The sequence below is a fragment of the Citrobacter sp. wls716 genome (assembly GCF_005280975.1).
GTDB classification, from domain to species: domain Bacteria; phylum Pseudomonadota; class Gammaproteobacteria; order Enterobacterales; family Enterobacteriaceae; genus Citrobacter; species Citrobacter youngae.
The window spans coordinates 78,460-101,228 of sequence record NZ_SZWX01000025.1 but is presented as its reverse complement, the minus strand read 5'-3'; the positions used below and the strand labels follow the sequence as shown (position 1 = coordinate 101,228).

Annotated in this window: 19 protein-coding genes; 15 read left to right on the top strand and 4 right to left on the bottom strand. The window is 54.5% G+C overall.

Annotated elements, in window-relative coordinates; translation table 11 throughout:
- Positions 1 to 11 precede the first annotated feature (11 nt).
- Genes ugpA through ugpQ form a run of 4 tightly spaced genes read left to right on the top strand, consistent with a single transcriptional unit; the run spans position 12 to position 3,554 of the window.
- Positions 12 to 899, top strand: coding sequence for a sn-glycerol-3-phosphate ABC transporter permease UgpA (gene ugpA / locus FDX24_RS08385; protein ID WP_003837841.1), 888 nt, complete (start codon positions 12 to 14; stop codon positions 897 to 899).
- Positions 896 to 1,741 (top strand): sn-glycerol-3-phosphate ABC transporter permease UgpE, encoded by an 846-nt coding sequence (gene ugpE / locus FDX24_RS08380; RefSeq protein ID WP_003023450.1) that lies wholly within the window; start codon positions 896 to 898, stop codon positions 1,739 to 1,741. Before ugpA ends, ugpE begins: the two co-directional genes overlap by 4 nt.
- A 2-nt stretch (positions 1,742 to 1,743) precedes the next feature.
- Positions 1,744 to 2,814, top strand: coding sequence for a sn-glycerol-3-phosphate import ATP-binding protein UgpC (locus FDX24_RS08375; RefSeq protein WP_115642737.1), 1,071 nt, complete (start codon positions 1,744 to 1,746; stop codon positions 2,812 to 2,814).
- Positions 2,811 to 3,554, top strand: a complete 744-nt coding sequence (ugpQ, locus tag FDX24_RS08370; protein WP_137364127.1) for a glycerophosphodiester phosphodiesterase — start codon at positions 2,811 to 2,813, stop codon at positions 3,552 to 3,554. Before FDX24_RS08375 ends, ugpQ begins: the two co-directional genes overlap by 4 nt.
- Here the strand turns inward: ugpQ and FDX24_RS08365 are convergent.
- Entirely contained in the window at positions 3,551 to 3,991 is a 441-nt protein-coding gene (locus FDX24_RS08365) for a DUF2756 family protein (RefSeq protein ID WP_003023456.1), read from the bottom strand. The genes ugpQ and FDX24_RS08365 overlap by 4 nt on opposite strands.
- 118 nt (positions 3,992 to 4,109) lie before the next feature.
- Between FDX24_RS08365 and ggt the strand changes: the two genes are divergently transcribed.
- The gene (gene ggt / locus FDX24_RS08360) at positions 4,110 to 5,855 is read left to right on the top strand and encodes a gamma-glutamyltransferase (protein WP_170973061.1); all 1,746 of its coding nucleotides are present in this window, start codon (positions 4,110 to 4,112) and stop codon (positions 5,853 to 5,855) included.
- 63 nt (positions 5,856 to 5,918) lie between these two features.
- Here ggt and yhhY read toward each other — a convergent pair whose 3' ends face one another.
- On the bottom strand, positions 5,919 to 6,407 hold the full coding sequence (yhhY, locus tag FDX24_RS08355; protein ID WP_137364126.1) for an N-acetyltransferase: 489 nt from the start codon (positions 6,405 to 6,407) through the stop codon (positions 5,919 to 5,921).
- Between the two features lie 415 nt (positions 6,408 to 6,822).
- Between yhhY and FDX24_RS08350 the strand changes: the two genes are divergently transcribed.
- The 5 genes from FDX24_RS08350 to gntU all read left to right on the top strand — a co-directional run bounded on the left by FDX24_RS08350 (position 6,823) and on the right by gntU (position 11,984).
- Positions 6,823 to 7,860 carry an oxidoreductase gene (locus FDX24_RS08350; protein ID WP_137364125.1) on the top strand — a complete coding sequence of 346 codons (1,038 nt, stop codon included), beginning with the start codon at positions 6,823 to 6,825 and terminating at the stop codon, positions 7,858 to 7,860.
- 123 nt (positions 7,861 to 7,983) lie between these two features.
- Entirely contained in the window at positions 7,984 to 8,679 is a 696-nt protein-coding gene (gene yhhW / locus FDX24_RS08345) for a quercetin 2,3-dioxygenase (RefSeq protein ID WP_016151113.1), read from the top strand.
- Positions 8,680 to 8,976: 297 nt separating this feature from the next.
- Complete coding sequence (gene gntR / locus FDX24_RS08340) at positions 8,977 to 9,972, top strand: gluconate operon transcriptional repressor GntR (RefSeq protein WP_003023473.1); 996 nt, start codon at positions 8,977 to 8,979, stop codon at positions 9,970 to 9,972.
- Between the two features lie 141 nt (positions 9,973 to 10,113).
- Complete coding sequence (gntK, locus tag FDX24_RS08335; RefSeq protein WP_048213572.1) at positions 10,114 to 10,644, top strand: gluconokinase; 531 nt, start codon at positions 10,114 to 10,116, stop codon at positions 10,642 to 10,644.
- Positions 10,644 to 11,984: a gluconate transporter gene (gntU, locus tag FDX24_RS08330; RefSeq protein ID WP_003023477.1), complete on the top strand. Its 1,341-nt coding sequence runs from the start codon at positions 10,644 to 10,646 to the stop codon at positions 11,982 to 11,984. The genes gntK and gntU overlap by 1 nt, the downstream gene beginning before the upstream one ends.
- A 95-nt stretch (positions 11,985 to 12,079) precedes the next feature.
- On the opposite strand, the gene FDX24_RS08325 is transcribed toward gntU, so the two are convergent.
- Both FDX24_RS08325 and yhgN read right to left on the bottom strand, forming a co-directional pair.
- On the bottom strand, positions 12,080 to 12,526 hold the full coding sequence (locus FDX24_RS08325) for a hypothetical protein (RefSeq protein ID WP_003837860.1): 447 nt from the start codon (positions 12,524 to 12,526) through the stop codon (positions 12,080 to 12,082).
- A gap of 1,033 nt (positions 12,527 to 13,559) precedes the next feature.
- The gene (yhgN, locus tag FDX24_RS08315; protein WP_003023480.1) at positions 13,560 to 14,153 is read right to left on the bottom strand and encodes an NAAT family transporter YhgN; all 594 of its coding nucleotides are present in this window, start codon (positions 14,151 to 14,153) and stop codon (positions 13,560 to 13,562) included.
- A gap of 317 nt (positions 14,154 to 14,470) precedes the next feature.
- Between yhgN and asd the strand changes: the two genes are divergently transcribed.
- The 5 genes from asd to glgA all read left to right on the top strand — a co-directional run bounded on the left by asd (position 14,471) and on the right by glgA (position 22,751).
- Positions 14,471 to 15,577: an aspartate-semialdehyde dehydrogenase gene (gene asd / locus FDX24_RS08310; RefSeq protein ID WP_003023482.1), complete on the top strand. Its 1,107-nt coding sequence runs from the start codon at positions 14,471 to 14,473 to the stop codon at positions 15,575 to 15,577.
- 272 nt (positions 15,578 to 15,849) lie between these two features.
- The gene (gene glgB, locus FDX24_RS08305) at positions 15,850 to 18,036 is read left to right on the top strand and encodes a 1,4-alpha-glucan branching enzyme (RefSeq protein WP_137364124.1); all 2,187 of its coding nucleotides are present in this window, start codon (positions 15,850 to 15,852) and stop codon (positions 18,034 to 18,036) included.
- Positions 18,033 to 20,009, top strand: coding sequence for a glycogen debranching protein GlgX (gene glgX / locus FDX24_RS08300; RefSeq protein ID WP_137364123.1), 1,977 nt, complete (start codon positions 18,033 to 18,035; stop codon positions 20,007 to 20,009). The genes glgB and glgX overlap by 4 nt, the downstream gene beginning before the upstream one ends.
- Positions 20,010 to 20,022: 13 nt before the next feature.
- Complete coding sequence (gene glgC / locus FDX24_RS08295; protein WP_137364122.1) at positions 20,023 to 21,318, top strand: glucose-1-phosphate adenylyltransferase; 1,296 nt, start codon at positions 20,023 to 20,025, stop codon at positions 21,316 to 21,318.
- A complete protein-coding gene (glgA, locus tag FDX24_RS08290) occupies positions 21,318 to 22,751 on the top strand; it encodes a glycogen synthase GlgA (protein WP_061068744.1) in 1,434 nt (477 codons plus the stop codon). Before glgC ends, glgA begins: the two co-directional genes overlap by 1 nt.
- Positions 22,752 to 22,769: the final 18 nt, after the last annotated feature.

Below are 22,769 nucleotides of genomic sequence, written 5' to 3'. Positions count from 1 at the left end.
ATCAAACCTCCATGTCTTCATCCCGTCCGGTGTTCCGTTCGCGCTGGCTTCCCTATTTACTGGTGGCTCCGCAGCTGGTTATCACCGTTATTTTCTTTATCTGGCCTGCCGGTGAAGCGCTGTGGTACTCGCTACAATCCGTTGATCCGTTTGGTCTTTCCAGCCAGTTTGTCGGACTGGAAAACTTTGTTGCGCTGTTTCATGACCCGTACTACCTCGACTCATTCTGGACCACCATTAAGTTCAGTACGTTAGTCACGGTAAGCGGTCTGCTGGTGTCGTTATTTTTTGCGGCGTTGGTGAATTACGTGGTGCGCGGCAGCCGTTTTTACCAAACGCTGATGCTGTTGCCTTACGCCGTTGCGCCCGCCGTTGCCGCCGTATTGTGGATCTTCCTGTTTAACCCCGGGCGCGGGTTGATTACCCATTTTCTCGGTGAGTTTGGCTATGACTGGAACCATGCGCAAAACAGCGGTCAGGCAATGTTCCTGGTGGTGTTCGCGTCGGTCTGGAAGCAGATTAGTTACAACTTCCTGTTCTTCTTTGCCGCATTGCAGTCTATTCCTCGCTCGCTGATCGAAGCCGCCGCGATTGACGGTGCGGGGCCGGTTCGCCGCTTCTTTAAGCTGGCGCTGCCGCTCATTGCCCCGGTGAGCTTCTTCCTGCTGGTGGTGAATCTGGTGTATGCCTTCTTTGACACCTTCCCGGTGATTGATGCTGCCACTGCAGGCGGGCCGGTACAGGCGACCACGACGCTGATTTATAAGATCTATCGCGAAGGTTTTGTCGGGCTGGATCTGGCTTCTTCCGCTGCACAATCTGTGGTGCTGATGTTCCTGGTCATTATTTTGACGGTGGTGCAGTTCCGCTATGTGGAAAGTAAGGTGCGTTACCAATGATTGAGAACCGTCGTGGGCTGACAATATTCAGCCATGCCATGTTGATTATGGGGATCATGGTGATCCTGTTTCCGCTGTACGTCGCGTTTGTCGCGGCGACGCTGGACAATAAAGCGGTGTTTGAGACGCCGATGACGCTGGTTCCCGGTACACAGCTGCTGGAAAACATGAAATACATCTGGGTCAACGGCGTGGGCGTCAACAGCGCACCGTTCTGGCTGATGATGCTCAACAGTTTCATCATGGCGTTCAGCATTACGGTAGGGAAAATTACCGTTTCTATGCTCTCCGCATTCGCCATCGTCTGGTTCCGCTTTCCGTTGCGCAACCTGTTCTTCTGGATGATTTTTATCACCCTGATGCTACCGGTTGAGGTGCGTATTTTCCCGACGGTAGAAGTGATCGCCAACCTGAAGATGCTCGACAGCTATGCGGGTCTGACGCTGCCGTTGATGGCATCTGCGACAGCGACTTTCCTGTTCCGTCAGTTCTTTATGACCCTACCGGATGAACTGGTTGAGGCGGCGCGTATTGACGGCGCGTCACCGATGCGTTTTTTCCGCGATATCGTACTACCGTTGTCAAAAACCAATCTGGCGGCGCTGTTCGTGATCACCTTTATCTACGGCTGGAACCAGTATCTGTGGCCGTTGTTAATTATTACCGACGTCAATTTGGGCACTGCGGTGGCGGGTATCAAAGGCATGATTGCCACCGGTGAAGGCACCACGCAGTGGAACCAGGTAATGGCAGCCATGCTGCTGACGCTCATCCCTCCGGTAATCATCGTGTTAGCCATGCAGCGCGCGTTTGTGCGTGGTTTAGTGGACAGTGAGAAATAAAAATGGCTGGTTTAAAACTACAGGCAGTAACCAAAAGCTGGGACGGCAAAACCCAGGTGATTAAACCGCTGACGCTGGACGTCGCGGACGGGGAATTTATTGTGATGGTTGGCCCATCCGGCTGCGGAAAGTCTACGCTGTTGCGGATGGTGGCCGGGCTTGAACGGGTAAGCGGCGGCGATATCTGGATTGATAATAAACGCGTCACCGAGATGGAGCCGAAGGATCGCGGCATTGCGATGGTCTTTCAAAACTATGCTCTCTACCCGCATATGAGCGTGGAAGAAAACATGGCCTGGGGGCTGAAAATCCGCGGGATGGGCAAGGAGCATATTGCTGAGCGGGTGAAAGAGGCGGCGCGTATTCTCGAGCTGGGTGAGCTGCTCAAACGTCGTCCGCGCGAACTTTCCGGCGGCCAGCGCCAGCGCGTAGCGATGGGACGAGCGATTGTGCGTGACCCGGCGGTATTCCTGTTCGATGAGCCGCTTTCTAACCTTGACGCCAAGCTGCGCGTACAGATGCGTCTGGAGTTACAACATCTGCATCGCCGACTGAAAACCACCTCGCTGTACGTGACGCACGATCAGGTTGAAGCGATGACCCTCGCCCAGCGGGTTATGGTGATGAACAAAGGCATTGCCGAGCAGGTAGGGACGCCGGTTGAGGTGTATGAAAAGCCTGCCAGTCGCTTTGTGGCAAGCTTTATCGGCAGCCCGGCGATGAATCTGCTCGATGGGCGCATCAGCTCTACGGGTACCCATTTTGAGCTGGAGGGCGGCATGACGTTGCCCATTGGCAGAAGCGCCAGGGAGTGTATTGGGCGTAACATGACGCTGGGTATCCGCCCGGAGCATATTGCGCTAAGCTCGCAGGCCGAAGGTGGCGTGCCGCTGGTCGTCGACACGCTGGAAATGCTGGGTGCAGATAACCTGGCACACGGACGCTGGGGCGAGCAAAAGCTGGTGGTGCGACTGGCGCATCAGCATCGCCCGACGGCAGGCAGCACGCTGTGGCTGCATCTGCCGGAAAATCATCTGCATCTTTTTGATGGCGAAACAGGACAACGCGTATGAATAACTGGCCTTACCCCCATATTGTCGCCCATCGCGGCGGCGGTAAGTTAGCCCCGGAAAACACCCTGGCGGCAATCGACATGGGGGCGCAATATGGGCATACCATGATCGAGTTTGACGCTAAATTGTCGAAAGACGGTGAGATCTTCTTACTGCATGACGACAACCTGGAACGCACCAGCAACGGCTGGGGCGTGGCTGGCGAGCTGAACTGGCAGGATTTATTGCGCGTGGATGCCGGCGGCTGGTTTAGCGGTGAGTTTAAAGGCGAACCGTTGCCGCTGCTCTCGCAAGTTGCTGAGCGCTGTCGCCAGCACGGCATGATGGCAAATATTGAGATCAAACCCACCACCGGGACGGGGGCGCTCACCGGGAAGGTCGTGGCGCTGGCCGCGCGGGAACTGTGGGCGGGAATGACGCCACCACTGTTGTCATCCTTTGAAATTGATGCGCTAGAAGCGGCGCAGCAGGCGGTGCCTGAACTGCCGAGAGGTTTGCTGCTGGATGAATGGCGCGAAGACTGGCGCGAGCTGACCACGCGGCTTGGCTGCGTCTCTATTCATCTTAATCATAAGCTGCTGGATGAGGCGCGCGTGGATGCGCTGCGCGATGCGGGGCTACGTATTCTGGTGTATACCGTCAACCGACCCCAGCGCGCGGCGGAACTGCTGCGCTGGGGTGTGGACTGCATCTGTACCGATGCCATTGATACGATTGGCCCGGATTTCCAGCCCTGTTAAGGCCCAATCGTTTTTAACGGAACGTTAGGCTGCGGCGTGCTGGAGGGCTTCAGCATGTCGCCGTTCTTTTTCTCCGACAGCATATGTTGCTTATTGAGCGAGCTGTCCGGATTACGGGTTCCACTCAACATCCCACCGTTACTGTTAGGCAGCATTTGCTGCTGTCCAGGATTCAACTCGCCCGGCTGAGACTGCAGCACGCGCTGGGTGTTCGTGTTGATTTGGTTTTCCATATGCTGTTGCTGCATGCGCGTCTGCGTTTGCAACTGCTGGTTGAGCATCCCTTTCTGCTGAATCTGCTGTGATTGCATTTGGGTTTGCATACGCTGCTGACTCGGGATCTGATAACCGGGTTGATTCGGGTTATTCATGGTGTTGATGGGCTGTGCAAAGCCAGCAAACGGCAAGAGCATGGCTAAAAGTAAGAGTCGTTTCATCGCTTTTCTCCTCTCGGGGATCGTTTAAGTTTACTCCTTTCTCGCCGTTACGATGATTATTTCAGAGTTATGCACCAGGCTTAGTGGGGGCCGACCCCTGTACATCTGGAGAATAACGATGATAAAACCGACGTTTTTACGCCGGGTAGCCATTGCTGCTCTGCTCTCAGGAAGTTGTTTTAGCGTGGCTGCCGCGCCGGCTGAGCCACCGCCGGTATCCTACGGTGTCGAGGAAGATGTGTTCCATCCCGTTCGCGCGCAACAGGGGATGGTGGCTTCCGTAGATGCTTTAGCCACCCAGGTTGGGGTGGATATTCTGAAACAGGGCGGGAATGCCGTTGATGCCGCTGTTGCCGTGGGCTACGCGCTGGCGGTGACGCATCCGCAGGCGGGTAATCTGGGCGGTGGTGGGTTTATGCTGCTGCGTACCAAAGACGGTAACACCACGGCGATCGATTTTCGTGAAATGGCCCCTGCTGGCGCGACCCGCGACATGTTCCTCGATGAGCAGGGCAACGCCGATGCGAAAAAGTCGCTGACATCGCATCTGGCATCCGGTACGCCGGGTACCGTGGCGGGTTTCTCGCTGGCGCTGGAAAAATACGGCACGATGCCGCTGAACAAAGTCGTGCGCCCGGCAATGAAGCTGGCGGAAGAAGGCTTTGTGGTTAACGACGCGCTGGCCGACGATCTGAAAACCTATGGCAGCGAAGTGCTCCCTAATCACGAGAACAGTAAAGCCATTTTCTGGAAAGACGGCGAGCCGCTGAAAAAGGGCGACAAGCTGGTGCAAACGAACCTGGCGAAAAGCCTCGAGATGATTGCCGAAAATGGTCCGGATGCGTTTTATAAAGGGGCGATTGCCGATCAGATTGCGGAGGAAATGCAGAAAAACGGCGGGCTGATGACGAAAGAGGACTTAGCCGCCTATAAAGCCGTTGAGCGTACGCCGATTAGCGGTGACTATCGCGGATATCAGGTCTTCTCCATGCCGCCGCCGTCCTCTGGCGGTATTCACATCGTGCAGATCCTCAATATTCTTGAAAACTTCGATATGAAGAAGTACGGGTTTGGCAGCGCCGATACCATGCAGGTAATGGCTGAAGCGGAGAAATATGCCTACGCCGACCGCTCGGAGTATCTGGGCGACCCGGATTTTGTGAAAGTGCCGTGGCAGGCGCTGACCAACAAAGCCTATGCCAAATCACTTGCCGATCAGATTGATATCAACAAGGCGAAGCCTTCCAGCCAGATCAAGCCCGGCAAGCTCGCGCCGTATGAAAGCAATCAGACCACCCATTTCTCGGTGGTGGATAAAGACGGCAATGCCGTGGCGGTAACGTATACCCTGAATACCACCTTCGGAACCGGCATCGTGGCGGGTAACACCGGCATTCTGCTTAATAACGAAATGGACGATTTCTCCGCCAAGCCGGGCGTGCCGAACGTTTACGGGCTGGTGGGCGGCGATGCCAACGCGGTTGGGCCGAAGAAGCGTCCACTGTCATCAATGTCGCCGACTATCGTGGTAAAAGACGGGAAAACCTGGCTGGTTACCGGCAGCCCTGGCGGGAGCCGAATCATCACTACTGTGCTGCAAATGGTGGTTAACAGCATTGATTTTGGAATGAACGTCGCCGAAGCGACCAACGCGCCGCGTTTCCACCATCAGTGGTTGCCCGATGAACTGCGCGTTGAGAAAGGGTTTAGCCCGGACACCATTAAGCTGCTGGAGCAGAAAGGGCAGAAAGTTGCGCTGAAGGAAGCGATGGGCAGCACGCAGAGCATTATGGTAGGACCGGATGGCGCACTGTATGGCGCGTCCGACCCACGTTCCGTGGATGATTTAACGGCGGGGTACTGATGGTATTGCCGGGTCTGCCGTTGATGCAGGCCCGGCGAGTGCTTCCTGACGGTTTCTTACCCGTTATTTCACGCGCGCCATAAAGTACGCATCCACGTACTCGCCGTTGCGCAGGCCGTATTTCTTACCGGTGCCTTCGATCTCAAAGCCATGCTTTTTATAGACCGCAACAGCAGGTTCGTTATCCACAAACACTGTTAACTCGATACGGTCGACGCGCAGCCAGTTGTCGCACATGTCGATCATCGTACGGAGAAGCGCGCTGGCAACGCCGCGATTCTGCCAGCGGGCATCAACGCAGATACCAAAATCGGCGACATGGCTGCGGCGCGGGCGCTGCGCGACCTCAATACAGAGGTGCCCCACGACGATATCGTCAATGCACGCGACCAGTTGTTTGATTCCGACCCGTTCGGTTAGTCGTTCTTGCCACATCTCCATGGAAGGATGAGGAACCTGTAGCGTGTTGTGATACACCTCCGGCTGGGCATGGATCTGACGAATTGCGTCGTAATCTTTCTGTTCAGCGTGGCGTATCACTATCTCACTCATTCCTTATCTCCTTCAGGGTTAATTGAGTCTTTACCCTCGCTGAGAAAGAAAATTCCGTCAACTGCATTTTTTTGCAAAAAGAAGTAGACAAGTGCGAATGAGAATGATTATTATTGCTCTGCGTTCAGGGGAACCCCTACGGAGAACCTGAAAGCACGACATTGCTCACATTGCTTCCAGTATTACTTTAGCCAGCTTTTGCTGGCTTTTTTTTTGGGGTTTTGTTTCAGCCTGGCTTACTTGTCATTTTGTCCCCGGGATGATGCCGGATGGCGCTTGCGCTTATCCGGCCTACGGCTGAGACCTGGGTTTTGTAGGCCGGATAAGGCAACGCCGCATCCGGCAAAGATCCAACATTCAGTCTCCAGCCGCTTTGCGCTATGGTGTAGATAATCATCTTCAAAAGGACTGTCTCATGACCTTACACTGCGCATTTATTGGTTTTGGTAAAAGTACCACTCGCTACCATTTGCCGTACGTCCTCAACCGCAAAAATAGCTGGCATGTCGCGCACATTTTCCGCCGTAACGCCAGGCCGGAAGAGCAGGCGCCGCAGTATTCGCATGTTCACTTCACCAGCGACCTCGACGAGATCTTAAACGATCCGCAGGTGAAGTTAGTGATCGTCTGTACCCATGCTGACAGCCATTTTGACTACGCCAAACGTGCGCTGGAGGCGGGTAAAAACGTGCTGGTTGAGAAACCGTTCACGCCGACGCTGGCAGAAGCAAAAGTATTGTTCGAACTGGCGCAAAGCAAAGGGCTGATCGTTACGCCGTATCAGAATCGTCGTTTTGACTCCTGCTTCCTTACCGCCAAAAAGGCGATTGAGAGCGGCAAACTCGGCAAGATTGTTGAGGTTGAAAGCCATTTTGATTATTACCGTCCCGAGGCGGAAACTAAGCCGGGATTGCCACAGGACGGCGCGTTTTATGGCCTGGGCGTACACACCATGGATCAGATTATTTCGCTGTTCGGACGCCCCGATCATGTGGCTTATGACATCCGCAGCCTGCGTAATAAAGCGAACCCGGACGATACCTTTGAAGCGCAACTGTTTTACGGCGACCTGAAAGCCATTGTTAAAACCAGTCATCTGGTGAAAATCGACTATCCGAAGTTTATCGTCCATGGCACCAAAGGCTCGTTTGTGAAGTACGGCATCGACCAGCAGGAAACCAGCCTGAAGGCCAATATCATGCCGGGTGAGCCCGGTTTCGCTGCTGACGATTCCACCGGGGTATTGGAGTACGTCAACGATGACGGCCTGACGGTGAGAGAAGAGATGAAACCGGAAGTCGGGGACTATGGTCGCGTCTATGATGCGCTATACCAGACGCTGAACGCCGGTACGCCTAATTACGTCAAGGAATCTGAAGTTCTAACCAACCTGGAGATCCTCGAACGCGCCTTCGAACAAGCAACGCCTGCCACGATAACCCTCGCCAAATAGCGTTAATCGACTCCTCTGGGCTTGTTCATATTTTTTGAACAGAGGAGTCAATTTTCACCCTCTATGATCCCAGGCAGATTGAGTCCACACTTACTCCATCGAAAACATCTGGGGGTGAACACAATGATCTATTTACGCAAAGCTAACGACCGCGGTCATGCGAATCATGGCTGGCTCGATTCCTGGCATACCTTCTCTTTTGCCAACTACTATGACCCGAACTTTATGGGGTTCTCGGCACTGCGTGTGATTAACGATGACGTGATTGACGCAGGTCAGGGCTTTGGCACTCACCCCCATAAAGACATGGAAATCCTGACCTACGTGCTGGAAGGCGCGGTAGAACATCAGGACAGCATGGGCAACAAAGAGCAGGTTCCTGCCGGTGAGTTCCAGATTATGAGCGCCGGGACGGGGATCCGTCACTCGGAGTACAACCCGAGTAATACTGAGAAGCTGCATCTGTATCAGATCTGGATCATGCCGCAGGAAAACGGTATTACGCCGCGCTATGAACAGCGCCGTTTCGATGCCGCTCAGGGTAAACAACTGGTGCTGTCGCCTGATGCCCGCGATGGCTCGCTGAAAGTGTACCAGGATATGGAGCTGTACCGCTGGGCGTTACTCAAAGATGAGCAGTCGGTACATCAGATTGCCGCTGAACGTCGCGTCTGGATCCAGGTCGTTAAAGGCAACGTCACCATTAACGGAACCAAAGCGACCACCAGTGATGGTCTGGCAATCTGGGATGAACAGGCAATTTCTATTCATGCCGACAGCGACAGCGAAGTGTTGTTGTTTGACCTGCCGCCTGTATAAAAATACACGGCATCCTTCAAGCCGCATCTGTGTTGGCTTTATTACTCGGCCCATCCATAGGCCTCGCCCCTTCGGGGCCGCTGCAAGCAGCGTTCAAATCTGCTCCCGGCAGATTTGTCGCTCACCCCGGTCGCGTACTTAATGTACGCTCCCGGGGATTCACTACGTCGCCGCCTTGATGCAACTCGAATGATTTTGTGTATTTCTCACAATAAAAACTCCTTTTTTTCTCTGCAAAGGTTCATGCACGTCCGTGGTAAACTGGGGGAATCTATCCCTTTTTAACGCTTCAGGACGATGAAAAAGAAAAGACCCGTACTTCAGGATGTAGCCGACCGCGTGGGCGTGACCAAAATGACGGTCAGTCGCTTTTTGCGTAACCCGGAGCAGGTCTCCGTGGCGCTGCGGGGCAAAATTGCCGCTGCACTTGATGAGCTGGGTTATATTCCCAATCGCGCTCCTGATATCCTTTCTAACGCTACCAGCCGCGCTATCGGCGTGTTGTTACCGTCTCTCACAAACCAGGTTTTTGCTGAAGTGTTACGCGGCATTGAGGCCGTTACCGACGCCCATGGGTATCAAACCATGCTGGCGCACTACGGCTATAAACCCGAGATGGAACAGGAGCGTCTGGAATCGATGCTGTCGTGGAATATCGATGGCCTGATCCTCACCGAACGTAGCCATACGCCTCGTACGCTGAAAATGATTGAGGTCGCCGGTATCCCGGTGGTTGAGCTGATGGACAGCCAGTCCCCGTGTCTGGATATCGCCGTCGGTTTCGACAACTTCGAAGCCGCGCGTCAAATGACCGCCGCTATCATCGCCCGCGGGCACCGTCATGTAGCCTATCTTGGCGCACGTCTTGATGAACGTACTATCATCAAACAGAGAGGCTACGAGCAGGCAATGCGCGATGCCAACCTGGTGCCGTACAGCGTGATGGTGGAACAGTCTTCTTCCTACTCCTCCGGTATTGAACTCATCCGTCAGGCGCGGCGCGAATATCCGCAGCTCGACGGCATTTTCTGTACCAACGATGACCTGGCGGTAGGGGCGGCCTTCGAATGCCAGCGTTTAGGGCTGAAAATCCCGGATGACATGGCGATTGCCGGATTCCACGGTCACGACATCGGGCAGGTGATGGAGCCGCGTCTGGCGAGCGTGCTCACGCCGCGTGAACGGATGGGCAGCATTGGTGCTGAACGTCTGCTGGCGCGCATCCGTGGTGAAGCAGTCACACCTAAAATGTTAGATTTAGGTTTCACCTTGTCACCGGGCGGATCTATTTAAGCCAACAAGTTTGAAGTAGCTCACACTTATACACTTCGAGCACGAATGGATATTGCTTCTCTATTTATCCGGCTGGACAATGTTACCGATAACAGTTACCCGTAACAATTTCCAGATTCTTGTACCAGTGGGGGCAACGCTTTGAGCACGACTAATCATGATCACCACGTTTACGTTCTGATGGGCGTATCGGGCAGCGGTAAATCTGCTGTCGCCAGCGAAGTGGCGCATCAACTGCAAGCCGCGTTTCTTGATGGCGATTTTCTCCATCCGCGCAGCAACATCATGAAAATGGCTTCCGGTGAGCCACTCAACGATGACGACCGTAAACCGTGGTTACAGGCGCTGAATGACGCCGCTTTTGCGATGCAGCGTACCAACAAGGTTTCGCTGATCGTCTGTTCCGCTCTGAAAAAAGTCTATCGCGACCAGCTGCGCGACGGTAACCCGAACCTCTCTTTCATCTATCTGAAAGGGGATTTTGACGTTATCGAAAGCCGCCTGAAAGCGCGTAAAGGCCACTTCTTCAAAACGCAGATGCTGGTGACCCAGTTTGAAGCGCTGGAAGAACCAGGTGCGAATGAAAGCGATGTACTGGTGGTCGATATCGATCAACCACTGGACGGTGTGGTCGCCAGCACCATTGAGGTTATTAACCAGGGCAGTAAGTAGTGAGTACATTAACGCTTGTTTTAACAGCAGTAGGGTCCGTTTTATTACTGCTGTTTTTAGTGATGAAGGCGCGTATGCACGCCTTCCTTGCTTTGATGGTGGTGTCTATTGGTGCAGGTCTCTTTTCCGGTATGCCGCTCGATAAAATCGCCGCGACTATGGAAAAAGGGATGGGAGGCACGCTCGGTTTCCTGGCGATTGTGGTGGCGCTGGGGGCGATGTTTGGCAAGATTTTGCATGAAACGGGTGCGGTCGATCAGATCGCCGTGAAAATGCTGAAATCCTTCGGCCACAGCCGCGCACATTACGCGATTGGCCTGGCCGGGCTTATCTGTGCGCTACCGCTGTTCTTTGAGGTGGCGATTGTGCTGCTGATCAGCGTGGCGTTCTCGATGGCGCGTCACACCGGTACCAACCTGGTTAAACTCGTCATTCCGCTGTTTGCCGGCGTAGCGGCTGCTGCGGCGTTTTTACTGCCGGGGCCAGCGCCGATGTTGCTGGCTTCGCAGATGCACGCTGACTTTGGCTGGATGATCCTGATTGGCCTGTGTGCCGCGATTCCGGGCATGATTATCGCCGGACCGCTGTGGGGTAATTTCATCAGCCGTTACGTTGAGCTGAACATTCCTGATGATATTACCGAGCCGCACCTGGGTGAAGGTAAAATGCCGTCCTTCGGCTTTAGCTTGTCGCTGATCCTGCTGCCGCTGGTATTGGTTGGTCTGAAAACCATCGCCGCGCGCTTTGTACCGGTTGGTTCTTCAACTTACGAATGGTTTGAGTTTATCGGTCACCCGTTTACCGCGATTCTGGTTGCATGTCTGGTGGCGATTTACGGTCTGGCGATTCGCCAGGGTATGCCAAAAGACAAAGTGATGGAGATCTGCGGTCATGCGCTGCAACCGGCGGGGATTATCCTGCTGGTGATTGGTGCAGGTGGCGTGTTTAAACAGGTGCTGGTTGATTCCGGCGTCGGTCCGGCGCTGGGCGAAGCGTTAACCGGAATGGGTCTGCCGATTGCCATTACCTGCTTCGTGCTGGCGGCAGCGGTGCGTATCATTCAGGGGTCAGCAACCGTAGCCTGCTTAACGGCGGTTGGTCTGGTGATGCCGGTGATTGAACAGCTGAACTTCTCCGGTGCGCAGATGGCGGCACTGTCTATTTGTATCGCGGGCGGCTCTATCGTCGTAAGCCACGTTAACGACGCTGGTTTCTGGTTGTTCGGTAAATTTACCGGCGCAACGGAAGCACAAACGCTGAAGACCTGGACGATGATGGAAACCATCCTCGGCACGGTCGGCGCAATTGTCGGTATGATTGCCTTCCAACTGTTGAGCTGAGTCCTGTTGCCCGGTGGCGCTTGCGCTTACCGGGCCTGGAAACGAGCTCACATCCACATCGTAGGCCGGGTAAGCGCAAGCGTCACCCGGCTTTTTTACAGCACCATCACGCCATCCTCGGTTTTCAACCAACGCGGCGCTTTCAGCGTGTCGGCGAAATAGCCCACCAAATCCTGCAGCAAATCACCCGCTACTCGCTCCATATCATCAGAAAGCGTTTTGCTCATCAGCAAATGCGTCAAAAGCTGGCAGTAACGCCCCATCTGGTCTGGCTCAGGCTCGAAAAGGGGAAAACGGGTCGGGAATGTATCTACCGTCAGACTGGCCTGCAGATGCTGCGGTACAGGCTCCGTTAAGGTCGGTTGCAATAATGCGAGACAGGCCGACAAACGTGCACAAATCGCCAGCTTTTCAACCGGGTCATGGCATTCAACCAGCCCTTCGACAAAACGCTCGCAGTTATCCGCCAGCTCGGTGAAATCCGTGGCATGGCTAAAGGGCAGGGTAAATAAAGAGTGTGAAAAGAGAGGGGTAGTCGCCATAGGGCAGCCTCCAATGAGTCAAATTTTACCGCCACCTTAAGGGACCAACCTTTTGGTGGCGGGCTGAACGGAGTTGGTCCTACCGGCCTCATTGGATACCGGCGCGTCTTACGACGCCCCCGCTCGGCCCACCATTGGAGTGTACCTAAGCGTGCGACACAAAAATACTTGCGTCACCGATGAAGGAGTTCAGAAGGCTAATTCTGGCACCTGATTTTGCAGGTGCAGCGAGAAGATAAGGCTTATCCACGATGCTGACAAGAGGGCATTCCGGAAGGCGCCTCGCAGAAATGAAAATACGCTATATCAGCGACTTAAAAGCATAAGGAATACCTGAAATTACAGCGCAATGCCGTTCAGTTAAGCATGTAGGGTGAACATGTGATTATTGCTCAGGTTTCCGTTCACCTCAGTGGTGTCATTTCTTTGAAGCGCTGATACCCGTGAACGTGCAAGGGAGGCTCACCGCCTCCTCCCTTGCAACCCAGGCTCCCGGCGGGAAAATCGTCGCTGCGCGAGTTATTCGTCTTATTCCATCTGCCTGTCGGGTCGGGGCCGAGCCTGCGTCCCTGCAGGCCGTCCCCTCTGCCCGCATCCCTGCGGGCAGACCCGGTCAGCCGTCAACGCCTCATCGATTTTCAGCCGGACCGGTGTCATCGCTTCAACGCTCTGACTTCCAGTTAAATTTGTTTTGCTGTCCAAACCTGTTCAAATAAAAACGCAGATGGTCAGGTGTGGGCTGGTCCGGCTGAAAATTGCCGACGTGTTTCCGTAAGGCCGGGGGAGCCAGCATGGATGCTGGCTCAGGGCGCGTTTTACAGGGACGTTTCCTCGCGCCCGGCCCGGTAGCCTGGAGGAATAAGCGGAGGGTATTGCGCAGCAACAATTTTCCTGCCGGAGAGCCGGGATTGTTAAGGGGGCTGCGTAGCCCCCTTAACACGTTCACCGATGAAGAAACTCCAGAGAAGCAACGAACATAACGTGAACGGAACCGTTCTCCGGGTAACATGTCATCCGGTTCAAAAAGGAGAAATTACCCCTTCATCCACATCCGTACGCCGTCGAGGAACATCTGGGTGGCCATCATCACCAGAATCAGCCCCATCAGGCGCTCCAGCGCGTTCACCCCTTTCTCCCCCAGCAGACGCAAAAACAGCGACGACTGCAACAGAATCACAAACGTACCGCCCCAGGCGATCAGCAGGGCGATTACCAGATGCCCCATCTGATTAGGATACTGATGCGACAACAGCATTAGTGAAGCCAGGATTGTTGGACCCGCTACCAGCGGGATCGCCAGCGGAACGATAAACGGCTCTTCACCCGCCGGAAGCCCGGTGCTATTCCCGGTGGCGCTGGGGAAAATCATCTTAATGGCGATCAGGAACAAAATGATGCCCCCGGAGATAGAAACGGTTTCCGCGCGCAGGTTAAGAAATGCCAGAATTTTCTCGCCCGCAAACAGGAATATCAGCATCACTAACAGCGCAATGAACAGCTCGCGAATCATAATCGCGCGGCGGCGTTTTGGTTCGGTATGTTTCAATACGGACATGAAAATGGGCAGATTTCCGAGTGGATCCATAATCAGGATCAATAAAACTGCCGCTGAAATGATTTCATTCATAACTCAAATTCCCTGATAATTACCACGGACTTTCTGCTTGCTTGCGCAGCGGGATAAGTCGCATTACTGATGGCTTCGCTATCATTGATTAATTTCACTTGCGACTTTGGCTGCATTTTGTATGGTGAAGGATATGCCACCAGGACACTGGCATACATATACGCATCATCCTTCAAACTGCCTCTTTGTTGGCTTCACTCAGAAACCCCAATCGCATAGTTTTCTATGCTCATGGGGATTTCTTCGCTTGCCGCCTCGATGCATTTTGAATGATTTTACGTATAAACACAGCACACATCTCTGCAGGAAAAAACGCTATGAAAAATGTTGGTTTTATCGGCTGGCGCGGTATGGTCGGCTCTGTTCTCATGCAACGCATGGTTGAGGAGCGTGACTTCGACGCCATTCGCCCTGTTTTCTTTTCTACTTCCCAGCTCGGGCAGGCGGCACCGACATTCGGTGGAACCGCGACCGGCACGCTTCAGGACGCTTTTGATCTGGATGCGCTGAAGGCGCTCGATATCATCGTGACCTGTCAGGGCGGCGATTATACCAACGAAATCTATCCAAAGCTTCGTGAAAGCGGTTGGCAGGGTTACTGGATTGACGCGGCCTCTTCGCTGCGTATGAAAGACGATGCCATCATTATTCTCGATCCGGTTAACCAGGATGTCATCACCGATGGCCTGAATAAAGGCATTAAGACCTTTGTCGGCGGTAACTGTACCGTTAGCCTGATGCTGATGTCCCTCGGTGGCCTGTTTGCCAACGACCTGGTCGACTGGGTCTCCGTGGCGACCTACCAGGCGGCTTCCGGCGGCGGCGCGCGTCATATGCGCGAGCTGTTGTCTCAGATGGGTCATCTGTATGGCCATGTGGCCGATGAACTGGCGACCCCATCCTCTGCTATTCTCGATATCGAACGTAAAGTAACGACCCTGTCCCGCAGCGGCGAACTGCCGGTTGATAACTTCGGCGTACCGCTGGCCGGTAGCCTGATTCCGTGGATCGACAAACAGCTCGATAACGGTCAGAGCCGTGAAGAGTGGAAGGGACAGGCGGAAACCAACAAAATTCTCAACACGTCTTCCGTGATCCCGGTTGATGGTCTGTGCGTGCGCGTCGGCGCGTTGCGCTGCCACAGCCAGGCTTTCACCATCAAACTGAAAAAAGATGTGTCTATTCCGACCGTGGAAGAACTGCTGGCGGCGCACAACCCGTGGGCGAAAGTAGTACCAAACGATCGTGAAATCACCATGCGTGAGTTAACCCCGGCGGCCGTTACCGGCACGTTGACCACGCCAGTAGGTCGTCTGCGTAAGTTGAATATGGGACCGGAGTTCCTGTCAGCCTTTACCGTAGGTGACCAGCTGCTTTGGGGTGCTGCGGAGCCATTGCGCCGCATGTTACGTCAACTGGCGTAATGGTTTGTTAATGATCAAAGGGTGCTGAGTCACCCTTTTTTTTGCGTAATACAGGAGTAAGCGCAGATGTTTCATTTTTTACCAGGAGTAAGATAAAGCATTGGCTATTCTTTAAGGGTGACTTAGTACCGGAGGTATTAAGTTGTTGCCTGAAGGTGGGACGACGCAGAGAGGATGCACAATTGTGCTGCGCCGTTCAGGTCAAAAAAAGTGTCGCTACCTGATGTCGAAAATCAGTTGGAAGGGGTGACACCATAAACAGGAAGACAACCATGTCCGTTCGTATCGATAGAGACGTGATTAATGCGCTAATTGCAGGCCATTTTGCGGATCCTTTTTCCGTACTCGGTATGCACCAAACTGACGCTGGACTTGAAGTCCGCGCCTTATTACCTGACGCCACCGAAGTGTGGGTGATCGAACCCAAAACCGGACGCAAAGTCGGCAAGCTGGATTGCCTCGACTCTCGCGGTTTTTTCTGTGCTGTACTTCCCCGCCGTAAAAATTTCTTTCGCTATCAGTTGGCCGTTGTCTGGCATGGACAGCAGAATCTGATTGATGACCCTTATCGTTTTGGCCCATTGATCCAGGATATGGATGCCTGGCTGTTATCTGAAGGTACGCACCTGCGACCTTACGAAACGCTGGGCGCGCATGCGGATACTATGGATGGCGTAACCGGTACGCGCTTCTCCGTCTGGGCACCTAACGCTCAACGCGTGTCAGTGGTTGGGCAGTTCAACTACTGGGATGGTCGACGCCACCCGATGCGCCTGCGCAAAGAAAGCGGTATCTGGGAGCTGTTTATCCCCGGTGCCCAGCAGGGTCAGCTGTATAAATATGAGATGATCGATGCCAACGGTAAGCTGCGAATCAAAGCGGACCCCTACGCGTTTGAAGCGCAAATGCGCCCGGAAACCGCATCGCTTATCTGTGGTTTGCCGGAAAAAGTGGTGCAAAGCGAGGAGCGCAAAAGAGCCAACCAGTTTGATGCGCCGATTTCTATCTATGAAGTGCATCTGGGCTCGTGGCGTCGTCATACCGACAACAACTTCTGGCTGAGCTATCGTGAGCTGGCAGATCAGCTGGTGCCTTACGCCAAGTGGATGGGCTTTACCCATCTCGAACTGTTGCCGATTAACGAACACCCGTTTGACGGTAGCTGGGGTTACCAACCTACCGGCATGTACGCGCCGACCCGCCGTTTCGGCACGCGCGATGACTTCCGCTATTTTGTCAATGCCGCGCATCAGGCGGGGCTGAACGTCATTCTTGACTGGGTGCCGGGCCATTTCCCGTCGGACGACTTTGGTCTGGCTCAGTTTGATGGCACCAGTTTGTATGAACACAGCGATCCGCGTGAAGGCTATCACCAGGACTGGAACACGCTGATCTACAACTATGGCCGCCGTGAAGTCAGCAACTATCTGGTGGGCAACGCCCTGTACTGGATTGAACGCTTTGGTATTGATGCGCTGCGCGTGGATGCCGTAGCATCGATGATTTATCGCGACTACAGCCGTAAAGAAGGGGAATGGGTTCCGAACGAATTTGGTGGTCGCGAAAACCTCGAAGCCATTGAGTTCTTGCGCAATACCAACCGTATTCTTGGCGAACAGGTGCCTGGTGCGGTGAGCATGGCGGAAGAGTCCACTGATTTTGCTGGCGTTTCAAGACCGCAGGACATGGGCGGTTTAGGGTTCTGGTATAAGTGGAACCTCGGCTGGATGCACGACACGCTGGACTACATGAAACTGGATCCGGTTTATCGCCAACATCACCACGATAAGCTGACCTTCGGCATGCTGTACAACTACACCGAGAACTTTGTCCTGCCGTTGTCGCACGATGAAGTGGTGCACGGTAAAAAATCCATTCTCGATCGCATGCCGGGCGATGCGTGGCAGAAGTTTGCCAACCTGCGCGCCTACTACGGCTGGATGTGGGCCTTCCCCGGTAAGAAACTGTTGTTTATGGGCAACGAGTTTGCGCAGGGACGCGAATGGAACCACGACGCCAGCCTCGACTGGCACCTGCTGGAAGGCGGCGACAACTGGCACCACGGCGTACAGCGTCTGGTGCGCGACCTGAACCACACCTACCGTCATCACAAAGCGCTGCACGAGCTCGACTTTGACGCCTATGGCTTTGAGTGGCTGGTGGTGGATGACAACGAACGTTCGGTGCTGGCTTTCGTGCGTCGTGACAAGGTCGGCAATGAAATCATCGTGGTTAGTAACTTTACGCCTGTGCCCCGCCACGGCTATCGCTTCGGTATCAATCAGCCGGGGAAATGGCGTGAGATCCTCAACACCGACTCGATGCATTACCACGGCAGCAATACCGGCAACGGCGGTGCGGTGCACAGTGATGAAATCGCCAGTCATGGTCGGCAGCATTCACTGAGCCTCACGTTGCCGCCGTTGGCAACGATCTGGCTGGTTCGGGAGGGGGAATGACGCAACTGGCAACCGGCAACGCCACCCCCCATGGTGCAACGTATGACGGCCATGGCGTTAATTTTACTCTCTTCTCAGCCCACGCTGAACGCGTTGAATTATGCGTATTTGACGAGGACGGTTGCGAACTCCGCTACGACCTGCCGGGGCGTAGCGGTGATATCTGGCACGGCTATCTGGCCAACGCCCGGCCCGGTCTGCGCTATGGCTATCGCGTACATGGCCCATGGCAACCGCAGCAGGGCCACCGGTTTAACCCAGCCAAGCTGCTGCTCGACCCTTGCGCCCGTCGGGTCGAGGGCGAGTTAAAAGATAACCCGCTGCTGCACGGCGGGCTAAATGAACCGGATCGTCATGATAACGCCGCCATCGCGCTGAAGGGCGTGGTGGTGTCCGACCATTATGACTGGGAGGATGATGCCCCGCCGCGCACGCCGTGGGGCAATACCGTGATTTACGAAGCGCATGTCAAAGGGTTGACGTATTTGCATCCTGACCTGCCGGAAGAGATTCGCGGAACCTACAAAGCGCTGGGTCATCCGGTGATGATCGATTACTTCAAGCGTCTCGGTATTACCGCGCTGGAGCTGCTGCCGGTGGCGCATTTTGCCAGCGAACCGCGACTTCAGCGGCTGGGCCTGTCGAACTACTGGGGCTACAACCCGGTGGCGATGTTCGCGCTGCATCCGGCCTATGCCTGCTCGCCGGAGAGTGCGCTTGATGATTTTCGCGACGCGGTAAAAGCGCTGCACAAAGCGGGGATTGAGGTCATTCTCGATATCGTTTTGAACCACAGTGCCGAGCTGGATCTCGAAGGGCCTGTCTTCTCGCTGCGCGGAATTGATAACCGTAGCTATTATTGGATCAGGGACGATGGTGATTACTACAACTGGACCGGTTGTGGGAACACCCTCAACCTGAGCCATCCTGGCGTTGTGGAATACGCATGTGAATGCCTGCGCTATTGGGTTGAAACCTGCCATGTAGATGGTTTTCGTTTTGATTTGGCTTCCGTCATGGGGCGTACACCTGCGTTTCGTCAGGATGCGCCGCTGTTTACCGCGATCCAAACCTGTCCGCTACTCTCACGCGTCAAACTGATTGCGGAACCGTGGGATATTGGTGAAGGCGGGTATCAGGTGGGGAATTTCCCCCCTCCGTTTGCCGAGTGGAATGACCATTTCCGCGATGCGACGCGACGCTTTTGGCTCCAGCGTAATCTCTCGTTGGGCGAGTTTGCCGGGCGTTTTGCCGCATCCAGCGATGTGTTTAAACGCAATGGCCGCAAACCCAGCGCCACGGTCAATCTGGTGACCGCGCACGACGGTTTTACGCTACGCGACTGTGTGTGCTTCACAAATAAGCACAATGAAGCGAATGGTGAGGAAAATCGCGACGGCACTAGCAATAACTACAGCGACAATCATGGTAAAGAAGGATTAGGCGGCACGCTGGACCTGATTGAACGGCGGCGCGACAGCATTCATGCGCTGTTAACCACGCTGTTGCTCTCCCAGGGGACGCCGATGTTGCTGGCGGGCGATGAGCATGGTCATAGCCAGCACGGCAACAATAACGCTTACTGTCAGGATAACGCCTTAACCTGGCTGGACTGGCAGCAGGCAAACAGTGGGCTAACCACATTTACTGCCGCGCTGATTCATCTGCGCCGGCAAATACCCGCATTAACGGGGGATTGCTGGTGGGAAGAGGGCGATGGCAATGTTCGTTGGCTGAATAAGTACGCACAACCCTTAAGTGCGGATGAGTGGCAAAACGGCCCGAGGCAGATGCAAATCCAGCTTTCAGACCGTTTCCTGATTGCAATAAACGCCACGCTTGAGGTGACAGATATCGTTTTACCTGAAGGGGAATGGCACGCCATTCCCCCATTTGCCGGAGAGGATAATCCGGTGCTTACGGCTGTCTGGCAGGGACCTGCGCACGGACTGTGTGTGTTCCAGAGAAGATAAAAAGGAGTTAGTCATGGTGAGTTTAGAGAAGAACGATCGTGTAATGTTGGCGCGCCAGCTGCCATTAAAATCTGTTGCCCTGATCCTGGCCGGTGGCCGCGGAACCCGTCTGAAAGATTTAACCAACAAACGAGCCAAGCCCGCCGTGCACTTTGGCGGTAAGTTCCGCATTATCGATTTTGCTTTATCCAACTGTATTAACTCCGGGATCCGCCGTATCGGCGTGATCACTCAGTACCAGTCCCACACGCTGGTGCAGCATATTCAGCGCGGCTGGTCGTTCTTTAGCGAAGAGATGAACGAGTTCGTCGATCTGCTGCCTGCCCAGCAGAGAATGCAGGGTGAAAACTGGTATCGCGGCACGGCGGACGCGGTGACCCAAAACCTGGATATCATTCGACGCTATAAAGCGGAATATGTGGTGATCCTCGCGGGCGATCATATTTATAAGCAGGACTACTCACGCATGCTGATCGACCACGTCGAGAAAGGCGCGCGCTGCACCGTGGCCTGTATGCCTGTGCCGATCGAAGAAGCCAGCGCGTTTGGCGTAATGGACGTGGACGACACCGATAAAATTATCGAGTTCGTTGAAAAACCTGCCAACCCGCCAGCTATGCCAGGCGATCCGACCAAATCTCTTGCCAGTATGGGGATCTACATTTTCAACGCCGATTATCTGTATGAACTGCTGGCGGAAGATGATCTCGATGAAAAATCCAGTCACGATTTTGGCAAAGACATCATTCCAAAAATCACCGAAGCTGGCATGGCGTATGCACATCCATTCCCGTTGTCCTGCGTGCAGTCTGACCCGGAATCCGAGCCGTACTGGCGCGATGTGGGGACGCTGGAAGCCTACTGGAAGGCGAACCTTGATCTGGCTTCGGTGACGCCTGAACTGGATATGTACGACCAGGACTGGCCAATCCGAACGCACATGGAATCGCTGCCACCGGCGAAATTTGTGCAGGACCGTTCCGGTAGCCACGGAATGACGCTGAACTCGCTGGTTTCCGGTGGCTGTATTATTTCGGGTTCGGTGGTGGTGCAGTCCGTACTGTTTCCGCGCGTGCGGGTGAATTCTTTCTGTAACATTGATTCGGCAGTGTTGTTACCTGAAGTGTGGGTGGGACGTTCGTGCCGCTTACGTCGTTGCATTATCGATCGCGCCTGCATCATTCCTGAGGGCATGGTGATTGGCGAAAATGCGGAAGAAGATGCTCGTCGCTTCTACCGCTCAGAGGAAGGCATTGTGCTGGTCACGCGTGAAATGCTACGCAAACTGCAAATCAAACAGGAGCGATAATGCAGGTTTTACACGTTTGTTCAGAGATGTTCCCCCTGTTAAAAACCGGGGGACTGGCGGATGTTATTGGGGCGTTACCTGCGGCACAAATTGCGGACGGTGTGGATGCCCGCGTATTGCTTCCGGCGTTTCCTGATATTCGTCGCGGCATTCCCGATGCGCAGGTCGTGACGCGTCGGGATACCTTCGCCGGACGGATAACGCTGTTGTTCGGACATTACAACGGCGTCGGCATTTATCTGATTGATGCGCCACATCTCTATGACCGTCCCGGGAGCCCGTATCACGATACGAACCTGTTTGCGTATACCGATAACGTGCTGCGTTTTGCGCTGTTGGGTTGGGTCGGCTGTGAAATGGCCTGCGGCCTTGATCCATTCTGGCGCCCGGATGTGGTGCATGCGCACGACTGGCACGCTGGCCTGGCGCCGGCATATCTGGCGGCGCGTGGCCATCCGGCGAAATCGGTGTTCACCGTACACAACCTGGCGTATCAAGGCATGTTTTATGCAAAGCATATGGATGACATCCAATTGCCATGGTCGTTCTTTAATGTGCACGGGTTGGAGTTTAACGGCCAGATTTCGTTCCTGAAGGCCGGGTTGTACTACGCCGACCACATTACGGCGGTCAGTCCGACCTACGCGCGGGAAATTACCGAGGCGCAGTTCGCCTACGGCATGGAAGGTTTGTTGCAGCAGCGCCATCGCGAAGGGCGTCTTTCCGGCGTGCTGAACGGCGTTGATGAAAAAATCTGGAGCCCGGAAACCGATCTGCTGCTGGCGTCGCGCTATACGCGTGACACGCTGGAAGATAAGGCGGAGAACAAACGGCAGCTACAGATCGCGATGGGACTTAAGGTTAACGATAAAGTGCCGCTGTTTGCTGTAGTCAGTCGCCTGACCAGCCAGAAAGGGTTGGATCTGGTGTTGGAAGCGCTGCCGGGGCTGTTAGAGCAGGGCGGACAACTGGCGTTGCTCGGCGCGGGCGATCCGGTATTGCAGGAAGGTTTCCTCGCCGCGGCGGCGGAACATCCGGGCCAGGTGGGCGTACAGATTGGCTATCATGAAGCCTTCTCGCATCGCATCATGGGCGGGGCTGATGTGATATTGGTGCCCAGCCGTTTTGAGCCGTGTGGCTTAACACAATTGTATGGACTGAAGTACGGCACGTTGCCGCTGGTGCGACGTACCGGTGGGCTGGCTGATACGGTGTCTGATAGTTCGCTGGAGAACCTGGCGGACGGTATCGCCAGTGGGTTTGTATTTGAAGATAGTAATGCCTGGTCGCTGCTACGGGCGATCCGGCGTGCTTTCGTATTGTGGTCCCGGCCTTCGCTGTGGCGGTTTGTACAACGTCAGGCCATGACCATGGATTTTAGCTGGCAAGTCGCGGCGAAGTCATACCGTGAGCTTTACTATCGCTTGAAATAGTTATCCAGGAATCACCTA

Bases quoted from the DNA above. Each gene is read 5' to 3' on its own strand.
- glgX (WP_137364123.1), top strand. From the start codon at position 18,033: ATGACGCAACTGGCAACCGGCAACGCCACCCCCCATGGTGCAACGTAT.
- glgB (WP_137364124.1), top strand. From the start codon at position 15,850: ATGTCCGTTCGTATCGATAGAGACGTGATTAATGCGCTAATTGCAGGC.
- glgA (WP_061068744.1), top strand. From the start codon at position 21,318: ATGCAGGTTTTACACGTTTGTTCAGAGATGTTCCCCCTGTTAAAAACC.
- glgC (WP_137364122.1), top strand. From the start codon at position 20,023: ATGGTGAGTTTAGAGAAGAACGATCGTGTAATGTTGGCGCGCCAGCTG.
- gntR (WP_003023473.1), top strand. From the start codon at position 8,977: ATGAAAAAGAAAAGACCCGTACTTCAGGATGTAGCCGACCGCGTGGGC.
- yhhY (WP_137364126.1), bottom strand. From the start codon at position 6,407: ATGAGTGAGATAGTGATACGCCACGCTGAACAGAAAGATTACGACGCA.
- yhgN (WP_003023480.1), bottom strand. From the start codon at position 14,153: ATGAATGAAATCATTTCAGCGGCAGTTTTATTGATCCTGATTATGGAT.
- ugpA (WP_003837841.1), top strand. From the start codon at position 12: ATGTCTTCATCCCGTCCGGTGTTCCGTTCGCGCTGGCTTCCCTATTTA.
- FDX24_RS08325 (WP_003837860.1), bottom strand. From the start codon at position 12,526: ATGGCGACTACCCCTCTCTTTTCACACTCTTTATTTACCCTGCCCTTT.
- ugpQ (WP_137364127.1), top strand. From the start codon at position 2,811: ATGAATAACTGGCCTTACCCCCATATTGTCGCCCATCGCGGCGGCGGT.
- ugpE (WP_003023450.1), top strand. From the start codon at position 896: ATGATTGAGAACCGTCGTGGGCTGACAATATTCAGCCATGCCATGTTG.
- FDX24_RS08365 (WP_003023456.1), bottom strand. From the start codon at position 3,991: ATGAAACGACTCTTACTTTTAGCCATGCTCTTGCCGTTTGCTGGCTTT.
- ggt (WP_170973061.1), top strand. From the start codon at position 4,110: ATGATAAAACCGACGTTTTTACGCCGGGTAGCCATTGCTGCTCTGCTC.
- FDX24_RS08375 (WP_115642737.1), top strand. From the start codon at position 1,744: ATGGCTGGTTTAAAACTACAGGCAGTAACCAAAAGCTGGGACGGCAAA.
- yhhW (WP_016151113.1), top strand. From the start codon at position 7,984: ATGATCTATTTACGCAAAGCTAACGACCGCGGTCATGCGAATCATGGC.
- asd (WP_003023482.1), top strand. From the start codon at position 14,471: ATGAAAAATGTTGGTTTTATCGGCTGGCGCGGTATGGTCGGCTCTGTT.
- FDX24_RS08350 (WP_137364125.1), top strand. From the start codon at position 6,823: ATGACCTTACACTGCGCATTTATTGGTTTTGGTAAAAGTACCACTCGC.